A 17,634-nucleotide genomic window follows, 5' to 3' on the forward strand; every position below is an offset into this window, starting at 1 on the left:
TGAGAATGAGCCGTATTGCAACCGTAATCTGCGCGGCGGTCGCCGTTGCCGCTGGCGGCTATTGGCTGTCGCTGTCAAATTCCACCCCCGCCAACCCGCTGATCAGCAGCGCCGAGGCGCAGGAAGCCGACCTGGACACCTCGACCATTAAAGAAATGGTGCAGGGGGCCGCAGATGCTCCGGTCGAGATCATCGAATATGCATCCTACACCTGTCCGCATTGCGCGAATTTTCACACCGGGCCGTACAAGCAGCTCAAAAAGGAATTCATCGACACAGGCAAGGTGAAGTTCATCTACCGCGAGGTTTATTTTGATCGCTACGGTCTGTGGGCGTCGCTGGTGTCCCGTTGCGGCGGACCGGAAAAGTTCTTTGGCATCACGGATCTGATCTATGAAGGCCAGTCCGAGTGGTCCCGCGCGGGTGGTCCCGCCGAAATCGTTGACGAGCTGCGCAAGATCGGTCGTCTGGCCGGTATCGGCAACGATGAGCTTGAGGCCTGCCTGCAGGACGGAACGCGCGCCCAGACGCTGGTGGCCTGGTATCAGGAAAACGCCGAGCGCGACGGCATCACCGCGACACCGTCATTTGTCGTTAACGGCAAAAAGGTCTCGAACCAGTCTTACGAAGAGTTCAAACAACTGATCGAAGACGAGTTGGGCAACTGATGGCGGCCCCGCTGGCCGGTCTGAAGGTTGTCGAACTGGCACGAGTTCTGGCTGGCCCCTGGGCCGGTCAGACCTTTGCGGACCTTGGGGCCGAGGTCATCAAGGTCGAATCTCCGGACGGGGATGATACCCGCGCCTGGGGACCACCCTTTCTAACGCGGGATGACGATGTATCGGCGGCGTATTTTCACGCGACCAATCGGGGCAAGGCGTCTGTCACGGCGGATTTCAGAACCCCCGAGGGTCAGGAAAAGGTGCGCGCGCTGATAGCGGATGCAGACGTCCTGATCGAAAACTTCAAAGTCGGCGGCCTGAAGAAATACGGGCTGGACTATGACAGCGTGAAACAGATCAATCCGCGTCTGGTCTATTGCTCGATCACCGGGTTCGGTCAAACCGGTCCCTACGCCAAGCGGGCCGGGTATGATTTCATCATTCAGGGCATGTCCGGACTGATGTCCATTACCGGTGAGGCGGACGGGCAGCCGCAAAAGGCGGGCGTTGCGACAACGGACGTGTTCACAGGGGTATATGCAGTCGCGGGCGTACTGGCCGCTCTGTATCAGCGCCAGACAACAGGCCGTGGGCAACATGTGGACATGGCGCTGCTGGATGTCGCCGTGGCTGTCACCGCCAATCAGGCGCTGAACTACCTGACAACCGGTGTTGCGCCTTTGCGGATGGGCAACGCGCACCCCAACCTGGTTCCGTACCAGGTGTTCGACTGTGCCGACGGCCATATTGTCATCGCCACCGGCAATGACCGTCAGTACCAAAGCCTGTGCCAAATCCTGGGGCTGGCAGAACTGGCCACCGCGCCGGATTTTCTGCACAACAAGGACAGGCTGGCCAACCGCCGGGTGCTGATCGCCCGTCTGAATGGCGAAACGGCGCAGCGCAACAAGGCTGAACTGCTGGCAGCCTGCGAAGCCGGGGGCGTTCCCGCCGGTCCAATCAATACGATGGACGAGGTGATGGCGGACCCACAGGTCATTGCGCGTGGAATGCAGATTGAACTGGACGGTGTGCCCGGTGTGCGCACGCCGTTTGTGTTTTCCGATGCCGAGCTTGCCCTGACCCGCCCTTCGCCGAAGTTGGGCGAGGATAACTGATCAGGGCGGCGGAACCGCTTTCAGCACCATGTCCCGGACCAGATCGGATTGGTCCACCTGGAGACGAACAGGCAGGGTGATCACCTTGCTGCGGAACGCGGGCGGCAGGCGCACGGCGTCTTTTTCGGTTGTGACCATCTGTGCGCCCAGCAGGCGGGCTTCGTTTTCCAGACGGGTCATCAGGGCGGGTGTCAGAGGCTGGTGATCATCCAGCGCCTCGGCCCGAAGCAGGCGCGCGCCCTGCTGGCGCAGGGTCCGAAAAAACTTCTCCGGATGCCCGATGCCTGCGAATGCCAGAACCGGGGCGTTGTCCCACTCCATGCCAGTTTGCAGCCGTTCCACCGCGCCGGTGGCATGCGGCACGTTCAGACGTTTGCCCCACTGCGCGGTAAATGTGTTCTGTGCGTCGGAATCGCCAAGTGACAGAACCAGGTTCGCACGCTGCAGACCGGCGTCGACGGGTTCGCGCAGGGGGCCGGCAGGCAGGCACAAACCGTTTCCGAACCCGCGTGCAGCATCCACCACGATGACCGAGAAATCCTTGGCAACGGACGGATTCTGAAAACCATCATCCAGAATGATCGCGGTGGCGCCTGCATCGGCCGCCGCTTGTGCACCTGCTGCCCGGTCCTTGGCCACCCAAACTTCGGCAAAGGCCGCCAGCAACAAAGGCTCGTCTCCGACCTGTGCGGCAGTGTGTTTGCCCGGATCAACGCGCACGGGCCCGTCCAGCGAGCCGCCATGGCCGCGCGAAACCACATGCGCTTCGTGCCAGGCGTTGCGCAGTTGTTCGATCATCCAGATCACGGTGGGTGTCTTGCCGGTGCCGCCCGCATTCAGGTTGCCGATACAGATGACCGGAACGCCCGGCCTGATCCCCGGTTCCGAGGCGACTCGCCGGGCAGTCGCCGCCGCATAGAGCCACCCCAGCGGCGCCAGCAACCGGGCACGCAATGCGGGACGGTCGGGCGGGGAATTCCAGAACTCAGGTGCCCGCATGCTGTGTCCTCCGGAGGTCTAGCAGGTCCTGAACCATGTCGATCAGCCGATCTGCCTGTGGGGCGCCCTCGGTCACGATCTGCCATCCGGCCAGGGCCATATCGGCCGCGCGGTCCGGTGCCAGCAATTCCTCGACCGCGTCGCCAAGTTCGGTTGCGGTTCTGACCGTGCGGGCGGCATCCACCATGTCCAGACGGTCATAGAGCTCCTGATGGCGGTGGACGAACGGTCCATGGATAACCGCCGATCCAAGTGCCACCGCTTCAAGCGGATCATGACCGCCCATGCCACTCTCCAGCGAACTGCCTGCGAATGTCACTGCGGAAACCCGTTGCCACAGGCCCAGATCCTCGCGCTCGGCGGACAGGATCACCTGTGTTGTGTCTTCGATCGGTTCGCCGTTGTCCCAGTTGACACAGCGCAGGTCCATGGCCGCAAGCCGCCGGTGCAGGGGGGCCGCTTCGGACGCGTCCGCCACATGCAAAACCAGCGCGAGCCTGGGCAGCATCCGCAACGCCTGCCGGTGCGCGCTGAGCACCGAGATGAACTCCTTGTCCTGCACGCATGAGGCAAGCCAGACAGGACGACCGGCCAGCACGTGATTGGTCTCGATCAACTCGTCTTCGGGCCATGGGCGCGGGTTGGGGCTGATATGCAGCGGCGGAGATTCCGTGACCTTGGCCGAATGTATGCCCAGCCGCCGGATCTGACGGGCGGCTTCAGGCGTGGTCGTGAGAATCGTGTGAAAACAGTCGAACGTGTATCGGGCAAGGTCGGGCAGCCATCTGGCCCCCCGCGGAATCACGACATCGACCTGAGCTTCGACCAGGATCAGCGGAATGCCGTTTTCTTCCGCCTCGGTGATCAGGTTGGGAACAAGCCCGCCGCCAACCCAAACACCAATGTCCGGTCGCCAGTGCTCCAGAAAACCGCGAACCGCGCCGGTTTGCTCGGCCGGAAGGGAAACAACCGGAAAGGTGCTATCCGCCCAAAGCGCTAGGTCGGCGCCGTAAGGGGCGGTAATCAGCACCGACAGGTCAGGACGGGACCGCGTCAGCCTGTGGCAAAACTCATCAACGACGCGCAAGCGCAGGTGGCTGTTGACGTGAACCCAAAGCAATTCGCCGTCCGGGCGCGCCTGCTGCTTTTGCCCTCCGGTTTTGGGCACGCCCCAGGATAGTACCCGATAGGCCGCAAGGCTGAAGGACCTGGGCTTGCTCATACCGGCAGCCCGTGCCCGTCCGGGTCAAGCTGTTCACACAGCAACCTATAGGTTTCGGCACCCGCCGCGATCACACCGTTAAGGCGCGGTTGGGGGTTGTTGAAGCGCAACGGCTGTCCTTGCCGGTTCGAGCAGATGCCACCGGCTTCGCGGATGATCAGATCACCGGCTGCAATATCCCATTCCCAACTGGGCCTTAAGGTCAGCATCCCGTCAAACCGCCCTTGCGCCACTGCGGCCATGCGATAGGCCAGGGATGGGCGGTAGTTGCGTTTGAAATCGGGCACCTGCCCATGCTTCCAGTGAACGGGCTTCAGGTTAGGTTTGGCAGCCAGAATTTCGGCGTCATGCAGGCGGTTTGTCTGCGTGGTACGAATCCGCTCACCGTTCAGTGTTGCGCCCTGTTCAGCCGCTGCCGCATACAGGAGGTTTCGCATCGGCAGATAGATCACCGCCGCCGTCACCTTGCCCTGATCCGCGACCGCCAGGGAATGTGCCCAGGTTCGCGACCCTTCGGCAAAGCTGCGGGTTCCGTCGATCGGATCGATGATGAATGTCCTGCGGCGTGACAGCCGGTCGGGTGAATCTTCGGTCTCTTCGCTCAGCCAGCCATAACCGGGGCGTGCCGAAGGCAACATCTGTTCGAGCATCGCGTTGACGGCCAGATCTGCCTCGGTCACGGGGCCGGTGCCATCGGGTTTGTCCCAGCGCTGCGCATCTGCCCCCGAGTATCGGGTGGCGATCTTGCCAGCCTCCCGGGCGGCCTCGATCAGCAGGGGCAGGTCAGTTGCCGGCAAGTGTCATTCCCTCAATCAGCAGCGATGGGACAACCCGTGACAGATAGAGGCGCGCGTCATTTGCCGGGACGATCCGTTTCAGCATGTCGCGCAGATTGCCCGCAATCGTGCATTCGTTGACCGGGTGGGTAATCTGCCCGTTCTCGACCCAGAACCCGGATGCGCCACGGGAATAGTCGCCGGTGTTGGGGTTGATGGTCGACCCGATCATTGATGTCACAAGCAGCCCGGTGCCCATGTCGCGCAACAGGTCCTCGCGGCTTTGGTCGCCCTGCGTCAGGCTCAGGTTCCAGTTGCTGGGCGAGGGTGGTCCGGACACGCCGCGTGCAGCGTTGCCGGTGGACAGCATTTCTAGTTTTCGGGCACTGGACAGATCGAGGGTCCAGCCGGTCAGAACACCGTTTTCGACTATCGCCCGGCGGCTGGTCGGCAGACCCTCGGCGTCAAACGGGCGGGAACTCGAAATGCGCGGGCGATGCGGGTCTTCAATCAGCGACAGATGATCGGGCAGGACCTGCTGGCCCAAACAATCGGTCAACCATGACGCCCCGCGCGCGATTGCAGACCCGTTGGCGGCCGCCAGAAGATGGCCGATCAGCGAAGATGAGATGCGCTCGTCAAACAGGACCGGGAAACTGCCGGTTGCCGGTTTGCGGGCTCCAACCTGCTGGACGGCGCGTTCACCCGCAGTGCACCCGATCTCTTCCGGGCTGCGAAGATCGCTTTGGAAGGTGCGGCTGTCGCCGTCGTAGTCACGTTCCATCCCGGTGCCTTCGCCCGATATTGCGACACAGGATGTCGATCGGCTGCTGCGCAGATACCCCCCGGAAAATCCGTTCGTGGCCGCAAGATGCACCCTGTGTGTGCCATACGCAGCAGCGGCGTCTGACACTTGTGAGACGCCGGTCACGGCCAGTGCAGCAGCTTCGGCCGCCAGTGCGTCCTGCAGCAGGTCTTCGGCCGCGGGCTCGGGGGTTGGGTCGAACATTTCAAGCGAAGGCATGTCCCGTTCGGTGGCCAGCTGGCCGGGATCGGCCAGACCGGTGAACGGGTCTTCGGGGGCTTCACGCGCCATCGCCACGGCGCGTTCGGCCATCGCGCTCAGCGTCTCAGGGCGGCTGTCAGAGCTTGAGACAATCGCCTGACGTTTGCCAAGAAATACGCGCAGACCCAGATCGGTTCCTTCCGAGCGTTCGGCATGTTCCAGAGCACCCTCACGCACTTCGACCGACACCGAGGAGCCGTCAATCACGATCGCATCTGCGGATTCTGCCCCGGCCTTGCGCGCAGCATCAAGCAGGTGATGGCTGATCTCTTCGGGTGTTCGGGTCATGACGCCTCCGCTCTGATTATTACTGGACCTAGCCTTGGACTGCGCGCCCCGCAAGTCCTGCGGCCGGATTGAGCGTGACGAAGCACCGGATCAGTCTGAGTTTGGGGTATTGGTGGGATGTGTGTCCGGTTCGGCAGGGTGGGACGGCACTGTTGTGTTCGCTTTACCCGAGCTGCCGGGGGTCACGGTATTTGCTGAAGTGCGAGGCTGGCACCACAGGCCGTTCAGACTCGTGGTGCCAGTGGCTGGCTTATTTGATGCGCTGGCCGTTCGCCAGAATCTGACCGTCTTCGGTGAACTTGATGGTCGAGTTCAGCGTGTCCGGCGCGTCACCCGGTACGGCCATCAGCCCCATCATCATCCGGGCACCCAGCGCGTCGTTGTCCGAAATCACTCCCATGCCGATCAGCTTGTCGATCAGGGCGTTCGCCCCGACAAGCTGCAGATTCGCTTCGCCGGCGGGAACCGGCATGCCGCCAGGTTGCTGGGTGTTGGTATTGTCGAACGTGAAGTCACCGTCACCGGTCAGGCGGGCACCCACCAGTGAAACCAGAAGCTCGGTGATTTTCAGCGAGTGCAACTCGCCCGGTGCTTCGCCGGTCAGATCTTCTGCCACTTCGGGATCGAAGATATTCATCAGCACCTTGGCCGTTCCGGTGCTATTCAGCGCGATGGTCGCCGGGTCGCGGGGCAGCGCGCCTGCAGGGTCGAAGATTCCCCACAAAACATCGGACATGGTGAAATCGGTCAGGTTCAACCCAAAGGCAAAGGGCTGGATCTCTTCCGATTGCTGAACTGGCAGCTCGAATTTCAGCCCGGCATTGGTCATCGCGATTTCGATCGGGAACGGCAAATCCGCAGTCGTGACGGCCAGCCTGGTACTGTTTTGGTTGATGTCGTAGGCAATGCGCTGTGCGTCGAGGCTGGCGCCGAACTGGCCGCCTTCGGACTGGCTGCTCATGGAAAAGGCTTCGCCCTTGCTCGTGCCGGCGATATTGGTCTGGCCAGATGCATAGGTGAACCTGCCCGAAAAGGCGAAACCGGCCTCGTACAGCGCCGCCGGGTCCGACATGTTGAAGTCGGCCGGTATCACGCTGTCGCTGTCCATGACAAGCTGGTCCAGCTTTCCGTCGATTTTGCCGGTTTCACCGCTTTCGGGATCGTCAAAGGCAAGCCCGTACGTCAGGGCGGTCACCGCAAAAGACTGTTTGATGTCGCGCCCGTCGCGGATTCGCATCTGCGAACTGCCGGTCAGGCCGGTCATCGTCATGCTGGCGTCCAGAATTTCCCGGGGCACGGGCTGGCCGTCAACCTGAATGTTGTCCAGCGAGACCGCCATCGAATTGGCCGTATAGGTATAGGTCATGTCGTCCGGCGTGCCGGAAACAACCATGTCCAACCCATCCAGGGCGTAGACAACATCGGCAGAGAATTCCTCGCCTTCGGCATTGCCGGTGACGCTCATGGGAAAGGAGTCGGGAAAGCCAATGCTGACGGTCCCATCGCCGTTGTCGCCCAGCGTCATTTCCGGGACCTTGATCACGAACTGCCCTTCTTCTTCGGGCAAGGCCATTGCAAGGGTCATGTCCGAGATGGTGGTTACGGCACCGGACACCGACTGTTCGCCGTTTACGGTATAACCCATTTGCGTGAAGTAAGCCTGCCAGTCGGCCCAGACGTCGCTGGCTGTTACGTCGGCCAGCGCCCCTTGGCTGACAACGGCATAAGCCAGAACAGCGCCGCAACTGCGGCGAAGGAAATGCGACATAGGATTACCCTTCTCGATGAATTTTTGCGCATATCGTCGTGCCTGCGGCGGCGGGCGTCAAGGGGGCAGGGCTGGACCAATTCCCCTTGCGCGCGTTACAGAGTCCCCAGACATGATTTCAATGGGGGCAGAGTATTCCGATGCAAGGGAAAACTGTACTGATAACCGGCGCCAGCCGGGGTATCGGCGCCGAAGCGGGGCGCGTATTTGCCGCAGCCGGCGCCAATGTTGCATTGGTGGCGCGCAGTCGCGACCAGATCGAGGCTTTGGCCTCGGCGCTGGGTGACAACGCCATCGCGCTTAGCTGCGATGTCAGCGACTTTGCGCAGGTGGAACAGGTCGTGGCCGATTGCGTGGACCGGTTTGGCGGCCTGGATGTTCTGATCGGCAATGCCGGTGTCATTGAGCCGATCTTTCATCTGTCCAATGCCGATCCCGAGGCCTGGAGCCAGGCGATCGATATCAACCTCAAGGGTGTGTTCTACGGGATGCGTGCGGCGCTGCCCGTCATGCGTGCGGCGGGCGGTGGTACGGTTCTGACAATATCCTCGGGCGCGGCCTCCAACCCGGTCGAAGCCTGGAGCCATTACTGCGCGTCCAAGGCCGGAGCCAAGATGATGACCGAGTGCCTGCATCTGGAAGAGGCCCATCACGGTATTCGCGCGATGGGGCTGTCGCCGGGAACGGTTGCGACGGACATGCAGCGGGTGATCAAGGCCAGTGGTATCAACGCCGTCAGTCAGCTGGACTGGAGCGACCATATTCCGGCCGACTGGCCTGCACGGGCCCTGTTGTGGATGTGCACGCCGGACGCGGATGAGTTTCTTGGGACGGAAATCTCGCTCAGGCAGGAAGACATCCGCAAAAGGGTCGGGCTGACGTGATTGAAATGGATAAGGCCGACGGGTTGTGGACCGTCACCATCAACAACCCCGGAAAGGCCAACGCGCTGACCGGGGACATGCTGGCGCGTATGGCCGAGATCGCCGAAAGTGCAACACAGGCCCGCGCGTTGATCCTGACCGGTGCCGGCAAGGTGTTCAGCGCGGGCGCGGATCTGGACGAGGCCCGGGCCGGCCTGGCAATTTCGGACGTGTGGGAACGCCTTTCGGGCGCCATTGCCGCATTGCCCTGCCTGACCATCGCCGCGCTGAACGGAACTCTGGCAGGGGGCGCGAACGGCATGGCCCTGGCTTGCGATATCCGCATTGCAGTGCCGACGGCGAAGGTCTTTTATCCGGTCATGAAGCTGGGCTTTCTGCCACAGCCATCCGATGCCAAACGCATGACGGCGTTGATCGGACCTGCGCGGACAAGGCTGATCCTGATGTGTGGTCAGAAAATTTCCGCGCAAGAGGCTTATGCTTTTGGTCTGGTCGACAGGATCGTCGAGCCGGATCATCTGATGACCACTGCCCGTGATCTGGCAGCCGACAGCCTTGCGGCCAATCCCGAAATCGCGGCCGGGATCGCAAGGATGTGCCGATGAGATTGTCCGCCCTGCGCCTGCGTGTTGACGACCCGCATGCTCTTGCGGGGTTCTACCGCGATGCGTTTGGAATGTCCGTGCGGCGGGAAGGTCCGAACCAGCGGGTCGGTTATGCAGGTCAGGATGCGGATCTGTTGCTTATGCCTGGCGGTGGTGGCTATCGGCACGACCGGGGTCAGCGATACTGGAAGATCGGGATCACCCTGCCCGACGTTGATCTGGCCGCCGCCCATCTGCTTCGAATGGGTGTCGATGTCAGTGTGGCAAGGCAGTTCCTGGATATCGGATATATGGCACATCTGAGCGATTCGGACGGCTTTGTCATCGAATTGCTGCAGCATGATTTTGACGGCAACCGCCCGGACGGGGCCGCAGATCCAGAGGACCCCTTTGCGCGGGCCCGTATCGGACAGGTAACGCTGCGAACGGGTGATATTGCGTCCGAAGACCAGTTCTGCCGGGGTCAGGGCATGCGGTTGTTGTCGATGCAGGATGTCGCGCTTTATGGATTTGATCTGCACTTTTACGCCTTTACGAAAGACGTGCCGCCAAGTGGTGATCTTTGGGCCGTCCAGAACCGCGAATGGCTTTGGAAACGCCCCTATACCACGTTGGAGTTTCAGCATGTCCCGGATGCGCAATTCTCGCCGGTTCCGGATTATCGGGGGCTGGAAATAGAAGGGCTGAGTGCTGCGGTCAGCGATGCCGCCGGGGATCGATGGTTGCCTGCATAGTCAGCGCCCGCGCCGCTTGCTCGGAACCCTGGAACGGAAGCCGGGCGGTCGCTTTCGCACCCAGATCAGAAACTTCTCAAGCCGGGGATGTGCGCGCAGGGCTTCGACCGTACTGTAACTGCGCGCGAGTTCGGCTTCGGTCAGCGTGGCGTGAACTTCTTTGTGGCAGATCTGGTGCAGCAAAACGGTGGGTCCGCCCTTGCCACCTTTGAGTTTTGGGATCAGATGGTGCACGCTGCCGCTCCCTTCCGGGATCGGGCGGTCGCAAAGCGGGCAGATCGGATCGGTTGTCAACATGGTATGGCAGAGTCGCGCCGTCTGATGCACATGACAAGAGGGCAATGATGGCGCAGGCTGTGGTGATCGGAGCAGGTCCGGCGGGTCTGATGGCGGCAGAGCAACTGGCCCGTGCCGGCCATGACGTGCTGGTGCTTGAGGCCAAACCATCCGTTGCGCGCAAATTCCTGATGGCAGGCAAGTCCGGATTGAACCTGACCAAGGATGAGCCCTTTGATACACTGATCCGGTCTTATGGCAGCGCGGCAGACTGGTTGCGCCCGATGATCGCGGAGTTCGATGCGCACGCCGCGCAGGAATGGGCGCGCGATCTTGGGCAAGAAGTGTTTACCGGCTCGACTGGTCGCGTGTTTCCGAAGGCGATGAAAGCATCGCCCTTGTTGCGGTCCTGGCTAAGGCGACTGGATAAATCCGGGGTGCAGATCAGAACGCGCTGGCGCTGGCTAGGCTGGGAAGGACAGAAACTGCTGTTTGAGACACCCGATGGTCGTCAAAGCCTGTCCAGTGACGCCACGGTGCTGGCACTGGGCGGGGCCAGTTGGGCGCGACTGGGATCGGACGGTGCCTGGGCGACGCATCTTGCGCAGAAAGGTGTGCCTCTGGCCCCGTTCGCCCCATCGAACTCGGCCCTTTTTGTTTCCTGGAGCCCGCATATGCAGGCCCATTTCGGCGCGCCGCTCAAATCAGTTGAATGGCGCGCCGGTAAGCTGCGCTCTCGTGGGGAGGCGACCCTTTCGGCGACGGGGCTGGAAGGGGGCGGGTTGTATGCCTTGACCCCGGCGTTGCGCGACGGCGCGGAATTGCAGGTCGATCTCTTGCCCGATCTGGCAGAGGATGTGCTGCACCGCCGGTTCTCGGACAAAAAAACCAAGACGACGCTGTCTCAGTGGTTGAAAAAGAGTTTGCGATTGCCGCCGCAGAAAGTCGCATTGTTTCACGAAATGACGGCGGGGCAGTCACTTACGCCAAAACAGACGATCAAAATGCTCAAGGCTTTGCCCGTGCGTAGCGCGGAATTGCGCCCGATGGACGAGGCGATCTCGACCGCAGGTGGTGTTGTCCGCGCGGCTTTGGACGACGGGTTGATGCTCAGTGTCATGCCCGGCGTGTTCTGTGCGGGCGAGATGCTGGACTGGGAGGCTCCGACCGGCGGGTATCTGTTGACTGCATGTCTGGCGACCGGGCGATGGGCAGGCAGATCGGCGGCGGAATGGCTGGAACGGGCAAGGTGAACTAGCGCGACCGTGCCAGCATTGCCAGACGGATCATTGCCCGTTCGACCAGTGCCAGCGCGGGTGCGGTCTGACCGGCTGATCGCAGGGAAAGGTCCGTATCGGTCAGCACCGTCAGCGCGGTTTGCAGTTTTTGCGCACCCCAACCCTGTGCCTGCCGCAAAATCCGGTCGCGGCGCTTGCCGTAAACAGGCGGACGCAGCTTGCCGATACCCTGCGCTGCACCGCCCGGATCTGAAGCGCAGGCATAAAGCGTGCGAAAATGCCGGGTTGCCCCGATGCACAAGGTGACTGCGTTTGTGCCCTGCGCCTGCAAACGGCGAAGCAATGGCCCGATTTCGGCCGTTCGTCCTTCGGCAACCACATTCAGGACATCGTCCAACGCCGCTTCGGTCGAGAGCGGCGCGCAAGATTCGACATCTTCGATGGTCAGCTCAGAAGGGTCGCCGCGCTTGTATAATGAAATCTTTTCAACGGTCTGGGTGAAATCCCCAGGGCTGAGCGCAACCGCCAGTTCGGCCAGCGCCGACATGGTGTCGCGGGAAATGTTCTGAAGACCTGCTTCGGACAGAATCCGTTCGACCTCGGCCCGGGAAGGCGGATCGTCGTAGATACCCACGGCATAAGCCGCCGGATGGGTTTCGAACGCCTTGCGGATTTTCGAACTTGGTTTGAGCTGGCCGGCGGTCACAACGATTTGCGCGTCGCCAAGCGCCCAGTCTTCCAGCGCTGCCAGAATCGCAGGCGCTGCGGTCTCCGTCGCATCCTCGACAAAGGCGGCCCGGGGGCCGGGAAAAAACCCAACCGCCTTGATGGCATCCAGCAGCAACGCCGGATCGCCGCGCAATTCCGATCCCGGGATCCGGGTCAGCCGCATCTCTTCCTCGGCGGCGGGGCCCAGAAGGGCCGCCAGAACCTGCTGCCGTTTCAGCGCAACACGCATCGCATCCGCGCCATAGATCAGCAGCCCGGCCTTGTCCGCGTCGGGCCGGGTAAAATACCCCTCGGCCTCGCGCGGGCTGAGCTTCATGTGGCCGGACCTGTGGTGGCGTACAGGCGATTGACGATCTGATCCGAAAGCATCACCATCAGACGTTCCTTGGCCGCGCGTTCCCCGGCCAGGGTCGAGACGGTTGAACCGGCAGCCGAATAGGCCACGAAATTGGTCTCTGAACCTGATGCAACCACCTGCCCTGTGGCTTTTGACACAAGCGTAAAGTTGGCCCGGCCATTAATGGTCAGGCGGTTGATTTCGTTGGTCGTAGTGATGGCCGCTGCCAGAGTCGTGGTCGCGACCTGAACATTCAGGTCGTAATCCTCAACCTGTTCCGCGCTGCGCCCCAGACGCTGTTCTAGGTTCTGAACCAAAAGATAGCTGTCGACGTCATTCGGGGCAGACACGACAACCTTCCCGTAGAGCGCTTCGCCTGAACCGCCGGGGGCATAAACCGGCTGGAAACCGCAAGCGGCAACAAACAGAGCAGCTGCAAGCGGCAGTATCCGCCACGATTTGCGATCAAACAACGACATTCACGATCCGGCCCGGCACTATGATCACTTTCTTCGGCGCTTCACCGTTCAGCGCCTTTTGCACAGCTTCGGTGCTGAGCGCGACTTTTTCAACCTCGTCCTTGGCCAAATCCTTGGACACGCTGATTTCCGCGCGGCGCTTGCCGTTGATCTGAATCGGCAACGTGACCGTGTCGTCGATCAGCATCGTCTCATCTGCGACGGGCCATGGGGCGACCGCCACCAGACCTTCTCCGCCCTGATGCGCCCAGATATCTTCGGCCAGATGCGGTGTCATCGGCGACATGAGCTGTGCCAGCGTTTTGATTGCCTGCTTCTGGGCCGAAGCCCCTGCCTTGGATTTGGCCAGCGTGTTTGTGAACGCATAAAGCTTGGCGATGGCCGCGTTGAAGCCGAAGCTTTCGACACCCAGCGACACATCGCGGATGGTTTTATGCATCTCGCGCAGCAGGTCCTCATCACCTTCGCCTTTTGCGTCCGGGTCCATCGCACCGATCTTGTCGCAAAGGTTCCACACGCGATTGAGATGCTTGTAGGCCGCTTCGGCCCCGGCCGCGGTCCATTCCACATCCCGTTCGGGCGGCGAATCGGACAGCACGAACCAACGCGCGGTGTCGGCACCAAACGCCGAGATGATGCTGACCGGATCCACCACGTTTTTCTTGGATTTGGACATCTTGGCCGAAGGGATGATCTCAACTTCAGCACCGTCCGCCAGTTTGCCGTCGGTCACGTCCTCGGGCAGGTGATAGACTGGGCGGCCATTGGAGTCGCGGGTCTGGTAGATTTCGTGCGTCACCATGCCTTGGGTGAATAGGGCATCAAACGGCTCGATGGCTTTTTTCGGCAAGTGGCCCGTGATGTTCATCGCCCGTGCGAAGAATCGGGAATAGAGCAGGTGCAGAATCGCATGCTCGATGCCGCCGATATATTGATCAACATTCATCCAGTATTCGGCTTCCGCCATATCCGTTGGCGTTTCTGCACGCGGGGCGGTGAAACGGGCGAAATACCACGACGAATCGACAAAGGTGTCCATCGTGTCGGTCTCGCGCTTTGCCGGGGCTCCGCATTTCGGGCAGGCGCAGTCACGCCAGGTCGGGTGACGATCCAGCGGGTTGCCGGGTTTGTCGAACGTGACATCGTCGGGCAGGCGGACCGGCAGGTTTTCCTTTTTCTCGGGCACCACGCCGCAGCTGTCACAATGAACAACGGGAATCGGGCAGCCCCAATAGCGCTGGCGGCTCAAACCCCAGTCGCGCAGGCGGTATTTGGTGACGCCTTCGCCCCAGCCGGCCTTTTCGGCAAAGTCGACGGTGGCGTCGATCGCCTCGTCACCCGTCGCCTCGGTCAGGCCAGCGAAGTGATTCACCCAGCGAACCTTTTCGGATTTGGGCGGGACAAAAGCGATCTTGTCGACCGGCGTGTCGTCATCCAGCGCAAAGAAGGTGTCCACCACGGGCAGGCCATATTTGCGGCAGAAATCGAGGTCGCGCTGGTCATGCGCCGGGCAGGCAAAGATCGCGCCAGTGCCGTAATCCATCAGGATGAAGTTGGCGATCCAGACAGGGAGTTCCCAATTCGGGTCCAGCGGGTGTTTTACGCGGATACCGGTATCATAGCCCAGTTTCTCAGCGGTCTCGATCGCCTCTTCCGTGGTGCCACCCTTGCGGCATTCGGCAACAAATTCAGCAACTTCGGGACTTTCTGCCTCAAGCTCCTTGGCAATCGGGTGGTCTGGTGAGATGCCGACAAAGGACGCGCCCAGCAGCGTATCGGGGCGAGTCGTATATACGGTGATCGGCTCTTCGCCATCGGTACGTTCGAACCCAAACTGAAGGCCGCGTGACTTGCCGATCCAGTTTTCTTGCATCAGGCGTACCTTGGCGGGCCAGTTATCCAGAGTGTCCAGCGCGTCGAGCAGTTCCTCGGAATAGTCCGATATCTTGAAGAACCACTGGGTCAGTTCGCGACGTTCCACCAGCGCTCCGGATCGCCAACCGCGCCCGTTTTCCACCTGTTCGTTGGCCAGCACGGTCATGTCGACCGGATCCCAGTTCACCACGGCGTTTTTGCGATACACCAGCCCGGCTTCGAGCATGTCCAGGAACAAGGCCTGCTGCTGGCCGTAATATTCGGGGTCACAGGTTGCGAACTCACGAGACCAGTCGATCGACAGGCCCAAAGGCTTCATCTGCCCGCGCATGTCTGCAATGTTGCCGTAGGTCCAGTCCTTCGGGTGGCCACCAATCGCCATCGCGGCGTTTTCCGCCGGCATCCCGAACGCATCCCAGCCCATCGGGTGCAGCACGTTGTGGCCGGTCGCCAGTTTATGCCGCGCGATCACGTCGCCCATCGTGTAGTTGCGCACATGCCCCATATGGATTCGGCCGGACGGGTAGGGGAACATCTCAAGCACGTAATATTTCGGCTTGTCCGCCTTGTGGTCGGCGGTGAAGATCCCGGCCCTGTCCCAGGCCTCCTGCCATTTTGCTTCGATTTCGTTGGCCGAGTAGCGCGACATGGTGCGGTCCTTCGTGAATGAAAACGCCGGGCATGAACCCGGCGTGGTAATATTGCGATTTGCGGCGGGTGGCTAGAACTTGTTGTCCGCAATGCGTAGCTGGCGTGCGCGGGACAGGATCGCATCCTCGACCGCGCGGGTGGTTGCGGCACTGACCGGAGCACCGCCACTGGTTTGCAGCGAGACAGTCAACGAGCGCGCCGCCAGCGCCGGGTCACTGATATGGACCGTCGCCCGGTACGAGCGCCCGCCACCCGGCGGCTTGCCATAGCCGGTCACAATCACACCGGTAAACGGGTCAACTTCCTGTACTGGAAGGAAATTCAGCACATCCAGCGAAGCGCGCCACAAGTAGCGGTTCACATTTGTGACCTGCTCGGAGTTGTTCGGTCCGAAGACATCCCAGATCGTTGTACGGCCCGGATCGCTGAGTTCGCGTTCGTCTGTCGAAGAGCCATCGACAGTCAACGAGCGTGCATCCCCCGGCAATGGCTGGCTGCGCCCGCAGGCGACAGCGGCGGTCAGTATTATCAAACCCAGAATCGTTTTCAGGCGCATCGTCGACAGGTCCTGCTTCATTGGTTTTGCGTTGTTGGTTGATACTCCTAGACAAGGCGCAGTGCAGCAACAAGCCTATTCTTTTCTTATATTGGCGCAGAATGCGGGTTCCGGGGGTGGAAATCGACTGTGGCATCCTTGCACCAATCCGGGGCCAATGCAGGCGACGCAATTAAGGTAAGCTTGCGCGAAGGGGGCAAAAAGAGCGAAACGGTGTCCGTGCTGAGACATGTGCTTAGGCATATGTCGAGTAGAAAAACTTTTGAAACCGAGGGAAACAAGATGAAAAAAGTTCTCTTCGCATCGACCGCTCTGATTGCAACCGCAAGCGTTGCAGCGGCTGATGTTCGCTTCAGCGGTTACGGCCGTTTTGGTATCGGCTACCAGGAAGACCGTAGCTTCTCGACCTCCGCCGTTGTCCGCTCCGTGACAGCCGGTGGTGCTGTCACCACCACAACCCTGACTGCATCGGTTCAGGGCTCGGACACCATCTTGGTATCGCGCTTCCGTCTGAACATCGACGCAAACGTTGAAACCGACGGTGGCGTAGAGTTCTCGGGTCGTGTTCGTCTGCAGGCTGACGAAAACGCGGCAACCGGCGAAGCCAACTCGGCTGGCCTGAACGGCGCACGTTTCTCGGTCATCTACGGTGGTCTGCGTGTTGACGCCGGCAACGTATCGGGTTCGTTCGACAACTTGGCAAACTACTACGGTAACGAGCCTGGCCTGGAATCGTTCATCGGTCAGTACTCGGGCGTTGACTACAGCTTCCTGTCGTACTCCTCGACCGGTTCGGGCGCAAACGCTGTGTTCTTCCAGTACGCAGTTGGTGATTTCGCCTTCGGTGCGTCGTACGACCAGGTTGACACTGTGACCACCACAATCGGTACCGTCGCAGGTGGCCCGGCTCTGACAACTGTCACCGGTTCCGGCGACCGTTGGGACGTCAGCGCGACCTACAGCTTCGGCAACATCACTGCCGCTGTTGCTTACGGTCAGACCGACGTTTCGGGCGGTGGCAGCAAGCCTAGCCTGGCTGTTCTGACCCTGGGTGGCGAATGGGGCGACTTCTCGGGCACCCTGTTTGTTGCTGACGATAAAACCCGCGTAAGCGGCACCGACGGCACCGCATACGGTCTGTCGCTGGCCTATAACGTTGGCGCAGCAACCACCATCACCGCAGCATACGGTGACGGTTCGGCAAGCAACGACACCCGTCAGTATGGTATCGGCGCTATCTACGACCTGGGCGGCGGTGCATCGCTGCGCGGTGGTGTAGGCAGCTCGAAGCCGGGCGGCGGAAGCAGCACCATCCGTGCTGACTTCGGTGCTCAGTTCAACTTCTAAGTTGATCTGAAACCGCAAGGTTTG

At 61.1% G+C, this 17,634-nt stretch carries 17 protein-coding genes; 7 read left to right on the top strand and 10 right to left on the bottom strand.

Annotated elements, in window-relative coordinates:
* The first annotated feature begins 5 nt into the window (after positions 1-5).
* Both ACR0MI_RS08100 and ACR0MI_RS08105 read left to right on the top strand, forming a co-directional pair.
* Positions 6-668, top strand: coding sequence for a DsbA family protein (locus ACR0MI_RS08100; protein WP_170614227.1), 663 nt, complete (start codon positions 6-8; stop codon positions 666-668).
* Positions 668-1,780 (top strand): CaiB/BaiF CoA transferase family protein, encoded by a 1,113-nt coding sequence (locus ACR0MI_RS08105; RefSeq protein WP_170816962.1) that lies wholly within the window; start codon positions 668-670, stop codon positions 1,778-1,780. The genes ACR0MI_RS08100 and ACR0MI_RS08105 overlap by 1 nt, the downstream gene beginning before the upstream one ends.
* Here ACR0MI_RS08105 and lpxK read toward each other — a convergent pair whose 3' ends face one another.
* From lpxK to ACR0MI_RS08130, 5 genes are all read right to left on the bottom strand, one after another.
* Positions 1,781-2,779: a tetraacyldisaccharide 4'-kinase gene (gene lpxK, locus ACR0MI_RS08110; protein ID WP_170614229.1), complete on the bottom strand. Its 999-nt coding sequence runs from the start codon at positions 2,777-2,779 to the stop codon at positions 1,781-1,783.
* Positions 2,766-4,001, bottom strand: a complete 1,236-nt coding sequence (locus ACR0MI_RS08115) for a glycosyltransferase N-terminal domain-containing protein (protein WP_170614230.1) — start codon at positions 3,999-4,001, stop codon at positions 2,766-2,768. Before ACR0MI_RS08115 ends, lpxK begins: the two co-directional genes overlap by 14 nt.
* Positions 3,998-4,798: a 3'(2'),5'-bisphosphate nucleotidase CysQ gene (locus ACR0MI_RS08120; protein ID WP_170614231.1), complete on the bottom strand. Its 801-nt coding sequence runs from the start codon at positions 4,796-4,798 to the stop codon at positions 3,998-4,000. Before ACR0MI_RS08120 ends, ACR0MI_RS08115 begins: the two co-directional genes overlap by 4 nt.
* Positions 4,785-6,131 (bottom strand): TldD/PmbA family protein, encoded by a 1,347-nt coding sequence (locus ACR0MI_RS08125; RefSeq protein ID WP_170614232.1) that lies wholly within the window; start codon positions 6,129-6,131, stop codon positions 4,785-4,787. Before ACR0MI_RS08125 ends, ACR0MI_RS08120 begins: the two co-directional genes overlap by 14 nt.
* Positions 6,132-6,381: 250 nt before the next feature.
* Positions 6,382-7,899 carry a DUF2125 domain-containing protein gene (locus tag ACR0MI_RS08130; protein WP_170614233.1) on the bottom strand — a complete coding sequence of 506 codons (1,518 nt, stop codon included), beginning with the start codon at positions 7,897-7,899 and terminating at the stop codon, positions 6,382-6,384.
* 134 nt (positions 7,900-8,033) lie between these two features.
* Between ACR0MI_RS08130 and ACR0MI_RS08135 the strand changes: the two genes are divergently transcribed.
* Genes ACR0MI_RS08135 through ACR0MI_RS08145 form a run of 3 tightly spaced genes read left to right on the top strand, consistent with a single transcriptional unit; the run spans position 8,034 to position 10,122 of the window.
* On the top strand, positions 8,034-8,783 hold the full coding sequence (locus ACR0MI_RS08135; protein ID WP_170614448.1) for an SDR family oxidoreductase: 750 nt from the start codon (positions 8,034-8,036) through the stop codon (positions 8,781-8,783).
* 5 nt (positions 8,784-8,788) lie between these two features.
* A complete protein-coding gene (locus ACR0MI_RS08140; protein WP_480440920.1) occupies positions 8,789-9,388 on the top strand; it encodes an enoyl-CoA hydratase/isomerase family protein in 600 nt (199 codons plus the stop codon).
* Positions 9,385-10,122 (top strand): VOC family protein, encoded by a 738-nt coding sequence (locus ACR0MI_RS08145; RefSeq protein ID WP_170614235.1) that lies wholly within the window; start codon positions 9,385-9,387, stop codon positions 10,120-10,122. The genes ACR0MI_RS08140 and ACR0MI_RS08145 overlap by 4 nt, the downstream gene beginning before the upstream one ends.
* Here the strand turns inward: ACR0MI_RS08145 and ACR0MI_RS08150 are convergent, their stop codons facing one another.
* The gene (locus ACR0MI_RS08150) at positions 10,123-10,419 is read right to left on the bottom strand and encodes an HNH endonuclease (protein ID WP_170614236.1); all 297 of its coding nucleotides are present in this window, start codon (positions 10,417-10,419) and stop codon (positions 10,123-10,125) included.
* A gap of 47 nt (positions 10,420-10,466) precedes the next feature.
* On the opposite strand from ACR0MI_RS08150, the gene ACR0MI_RS08155 reads away from it, so the two are divergent.
* The gene (locus ACR0MI_RS08155; RefSeq protein ID WP_170614237.1) at positions 10,467-11,651 is read left to right on the top strand and encodes a TIGR03862 family flavoprotein; all 1,185 of its coding nucleotides are present in this window, start codon (positions 10,467-10,469) and stop codon (positions 11,649-11,651) included.
* Position 11,652: 1 nt separating this feature from the next.
* On the opposite strand, the gene holA is transcribed toward ACR0MI_RS08155, so the two are convergent.
* From holA to ACR0MI_RS08175, 4 genes are all read right to left on the bottom strand, one after another.
* Positions 11,653-12,681, bottom strand: coding sequence for a DNA polymerase III subunit delta (gene holA, locus ACR0MI_RS08160; protein ID WP_170816961.1), 1,029 nt, complete (start codon positions 12,679-12,681; stop codon positions 11,653-11,655).
* Positions 12,678-13,181 (bottom strand): LPS assembly lipoprotein LptE, encoded by a 504-nt coding sequence (lptE, locus tag ACR0MI_RS08165; protein WP_170614239.1) that lies wholly within the window; start codon positions 13,179-13,181, stop codon positions 12,678-12,680. The genes holA and lptE overlap by 4 nt, the downstream gene beginning before the upstream one ends.
* Positions 13,168-15,705 carry a leucine--tRNA ligase gene (gene leuS, locus ACR0MI_RS08170; RefSeq protein WP_170816960.1) on the bottom strand — a complete coding sequence of 846 codons (2,538 nt, stop codon included), beginning with the start codon at positions 15,703-15,705 and terminating at the stop codon, positions 13,168-13,170. The genes lptE and leuS overlap by 14 nt, the downstream gene beginning before the upstream one ends.
* 72 nt (positions 15,706-15,777) lie before the next feature.
* Positions 15,778-16,263 (bottom strand): DUF3576 domain-containing protein, encoded by a 486-nt coding sequence (locus ACR0MI_RS08175; protein ID WP_170816981.1) that lies wholly within the window; start codon positions 16,261-16,263, stop codon positions 15,778-15,780.
* Between the two features lie 282 nt (positions 16,264-16,545).
* On the opposite strand from ACR0MI_RS08175, the gene ACR0MI_RS08180 reads away from it, so the two are divergent.
* Positions 16,546-17,610 (top strand): porin, encoded by a 1,065-nt coding sequence (locus ACR0MI_RS08180; RefSeq protein ID WP_170614241.1) that lies wholly within the window; start codon positions 16,546-16,548, stop codon positions 17,608-17,610.
* The last annotated feature ends 24 nt before the right edge of the window (positions 17,611-17,634 follow it).

The organism is Ruegeria sp. D4, from assembly GCF_056534475.1.

What these genes read in the sequence shown, in the direction of transcription:
- ACR0MI_RS08100 (WP_170614227.1), top strand. Translation starts at nt 6, where the DNA reads ATGAGCCGTATTGCAACCGTAATCTGCGCGGCGGTCGCCGTTGCCGCT.
- ACR0MI_RS08105 (WP_170816962.1), top strand. Translation starts at nt 668, where the DNA reads ATGGCGGCCCCGCTGGCCGGTCTGAAGGTTGTCGAACTGGCACGAGTT.
- lpxK (WP_170614229.1), bottom strand. Translation starts at nt 2,779, where the DNA reads ATGCGGGCACCTGAGTTCTGGAATTCCCCGCCCGACCGTCCCGCATTG.
- ACR0MI_RS08115 (WP_170614230.1), bottom strand. Translation starts at nt 4,001, where the DNA reads ATGAGCAAGCCCAGGTCCTTCAGCCTTGCGGCCTATCGGGTACTATCC.
- ACR0MI_RS08125 (WP_170614232.1), bottom strand. Translation starts at nt 6,131, where the DNA reads ATGACCCGAACACCCGAAGAGATCAGCCATCACCTGCTTGATGCTGCG.
- ACR0MI_RS08130 (WP_170614233.1), bottom strand. Translation starts at nt 7,899, where the DNA reads ATGTCGCATTTCCTTCGCCGCAGTTGCGGCGCTGTTCTGGCTTATGCC.
- ACR0MI_RS08140 (WP_480440920.1), top strand. Translation starts at nt 8,789, where the DNA reads ATGGATAAGGCCGACGGGTTGTGGACCGTCACCATCAACAACCCCGGA.
- ACR0MI_RS08145 (WP_170614235.1), top strand. Translation starts at nt 9,385, where the DNA reads ATGAGATTGTCCGCCCTGCGCCTGCGTGTTGACGACCCGCATGCTCTT.
- ACR0MI_RS08150 (WP_170614236.1), bottom strand. Translation starts at nt 10,419, where the DNA reads ATGTTGACAACCGATCCGATCTGCCCGCTTTGCGACCGCCCGATCCCG.
- ACR0MI_RS08155 (WP_170614237.1), top strand. Translation starts at nt 10,467, where the DNA reads ATGGCGCAGGCTGTGGTGATCGGAGCAGGTCCGGCGGGTCTGATGGCG.
- holA (WP_170816961.1), bottom strand. Translation starts at nt 12,681, where the DNA reads ATGAAGCTCAGCCCGCGCGAGGCCGAGGGGTATTTTACCCGGCCCGAC.
- lptE (WP_170614239.1), bottom strand. Translation starts at nt 13,181, where the DNA reads ATGTCGTTGTTTGATCGCAAATCGTGGCGGATACTGCCGCTTGCAGCT.
- leuS (WP_170816960.1), bottom strand. Translation starts at nt 15,705, where the DNA reads ATGTCGCGCTACTCGGCCAACGAAATCGAAGCAAAATGGCAGGAGGCC.
- ACR0MI_RS08175 (WP_170816981.1), bottom strand. Translation starts at nt 16,263, where the DNA reads ATGCGCCTGAAAACGATTCTGGGTTTGATAATACTGACCGCCGCTGTC.
- ACR0MI_RS08180 (WP_170614241.1), top strand. Translation starts at nt 16,546, where the DNA reads ATGAAAAAAGTTCTCTTCGCATCGACCGCTCTGATTGCAACCGCAAGC.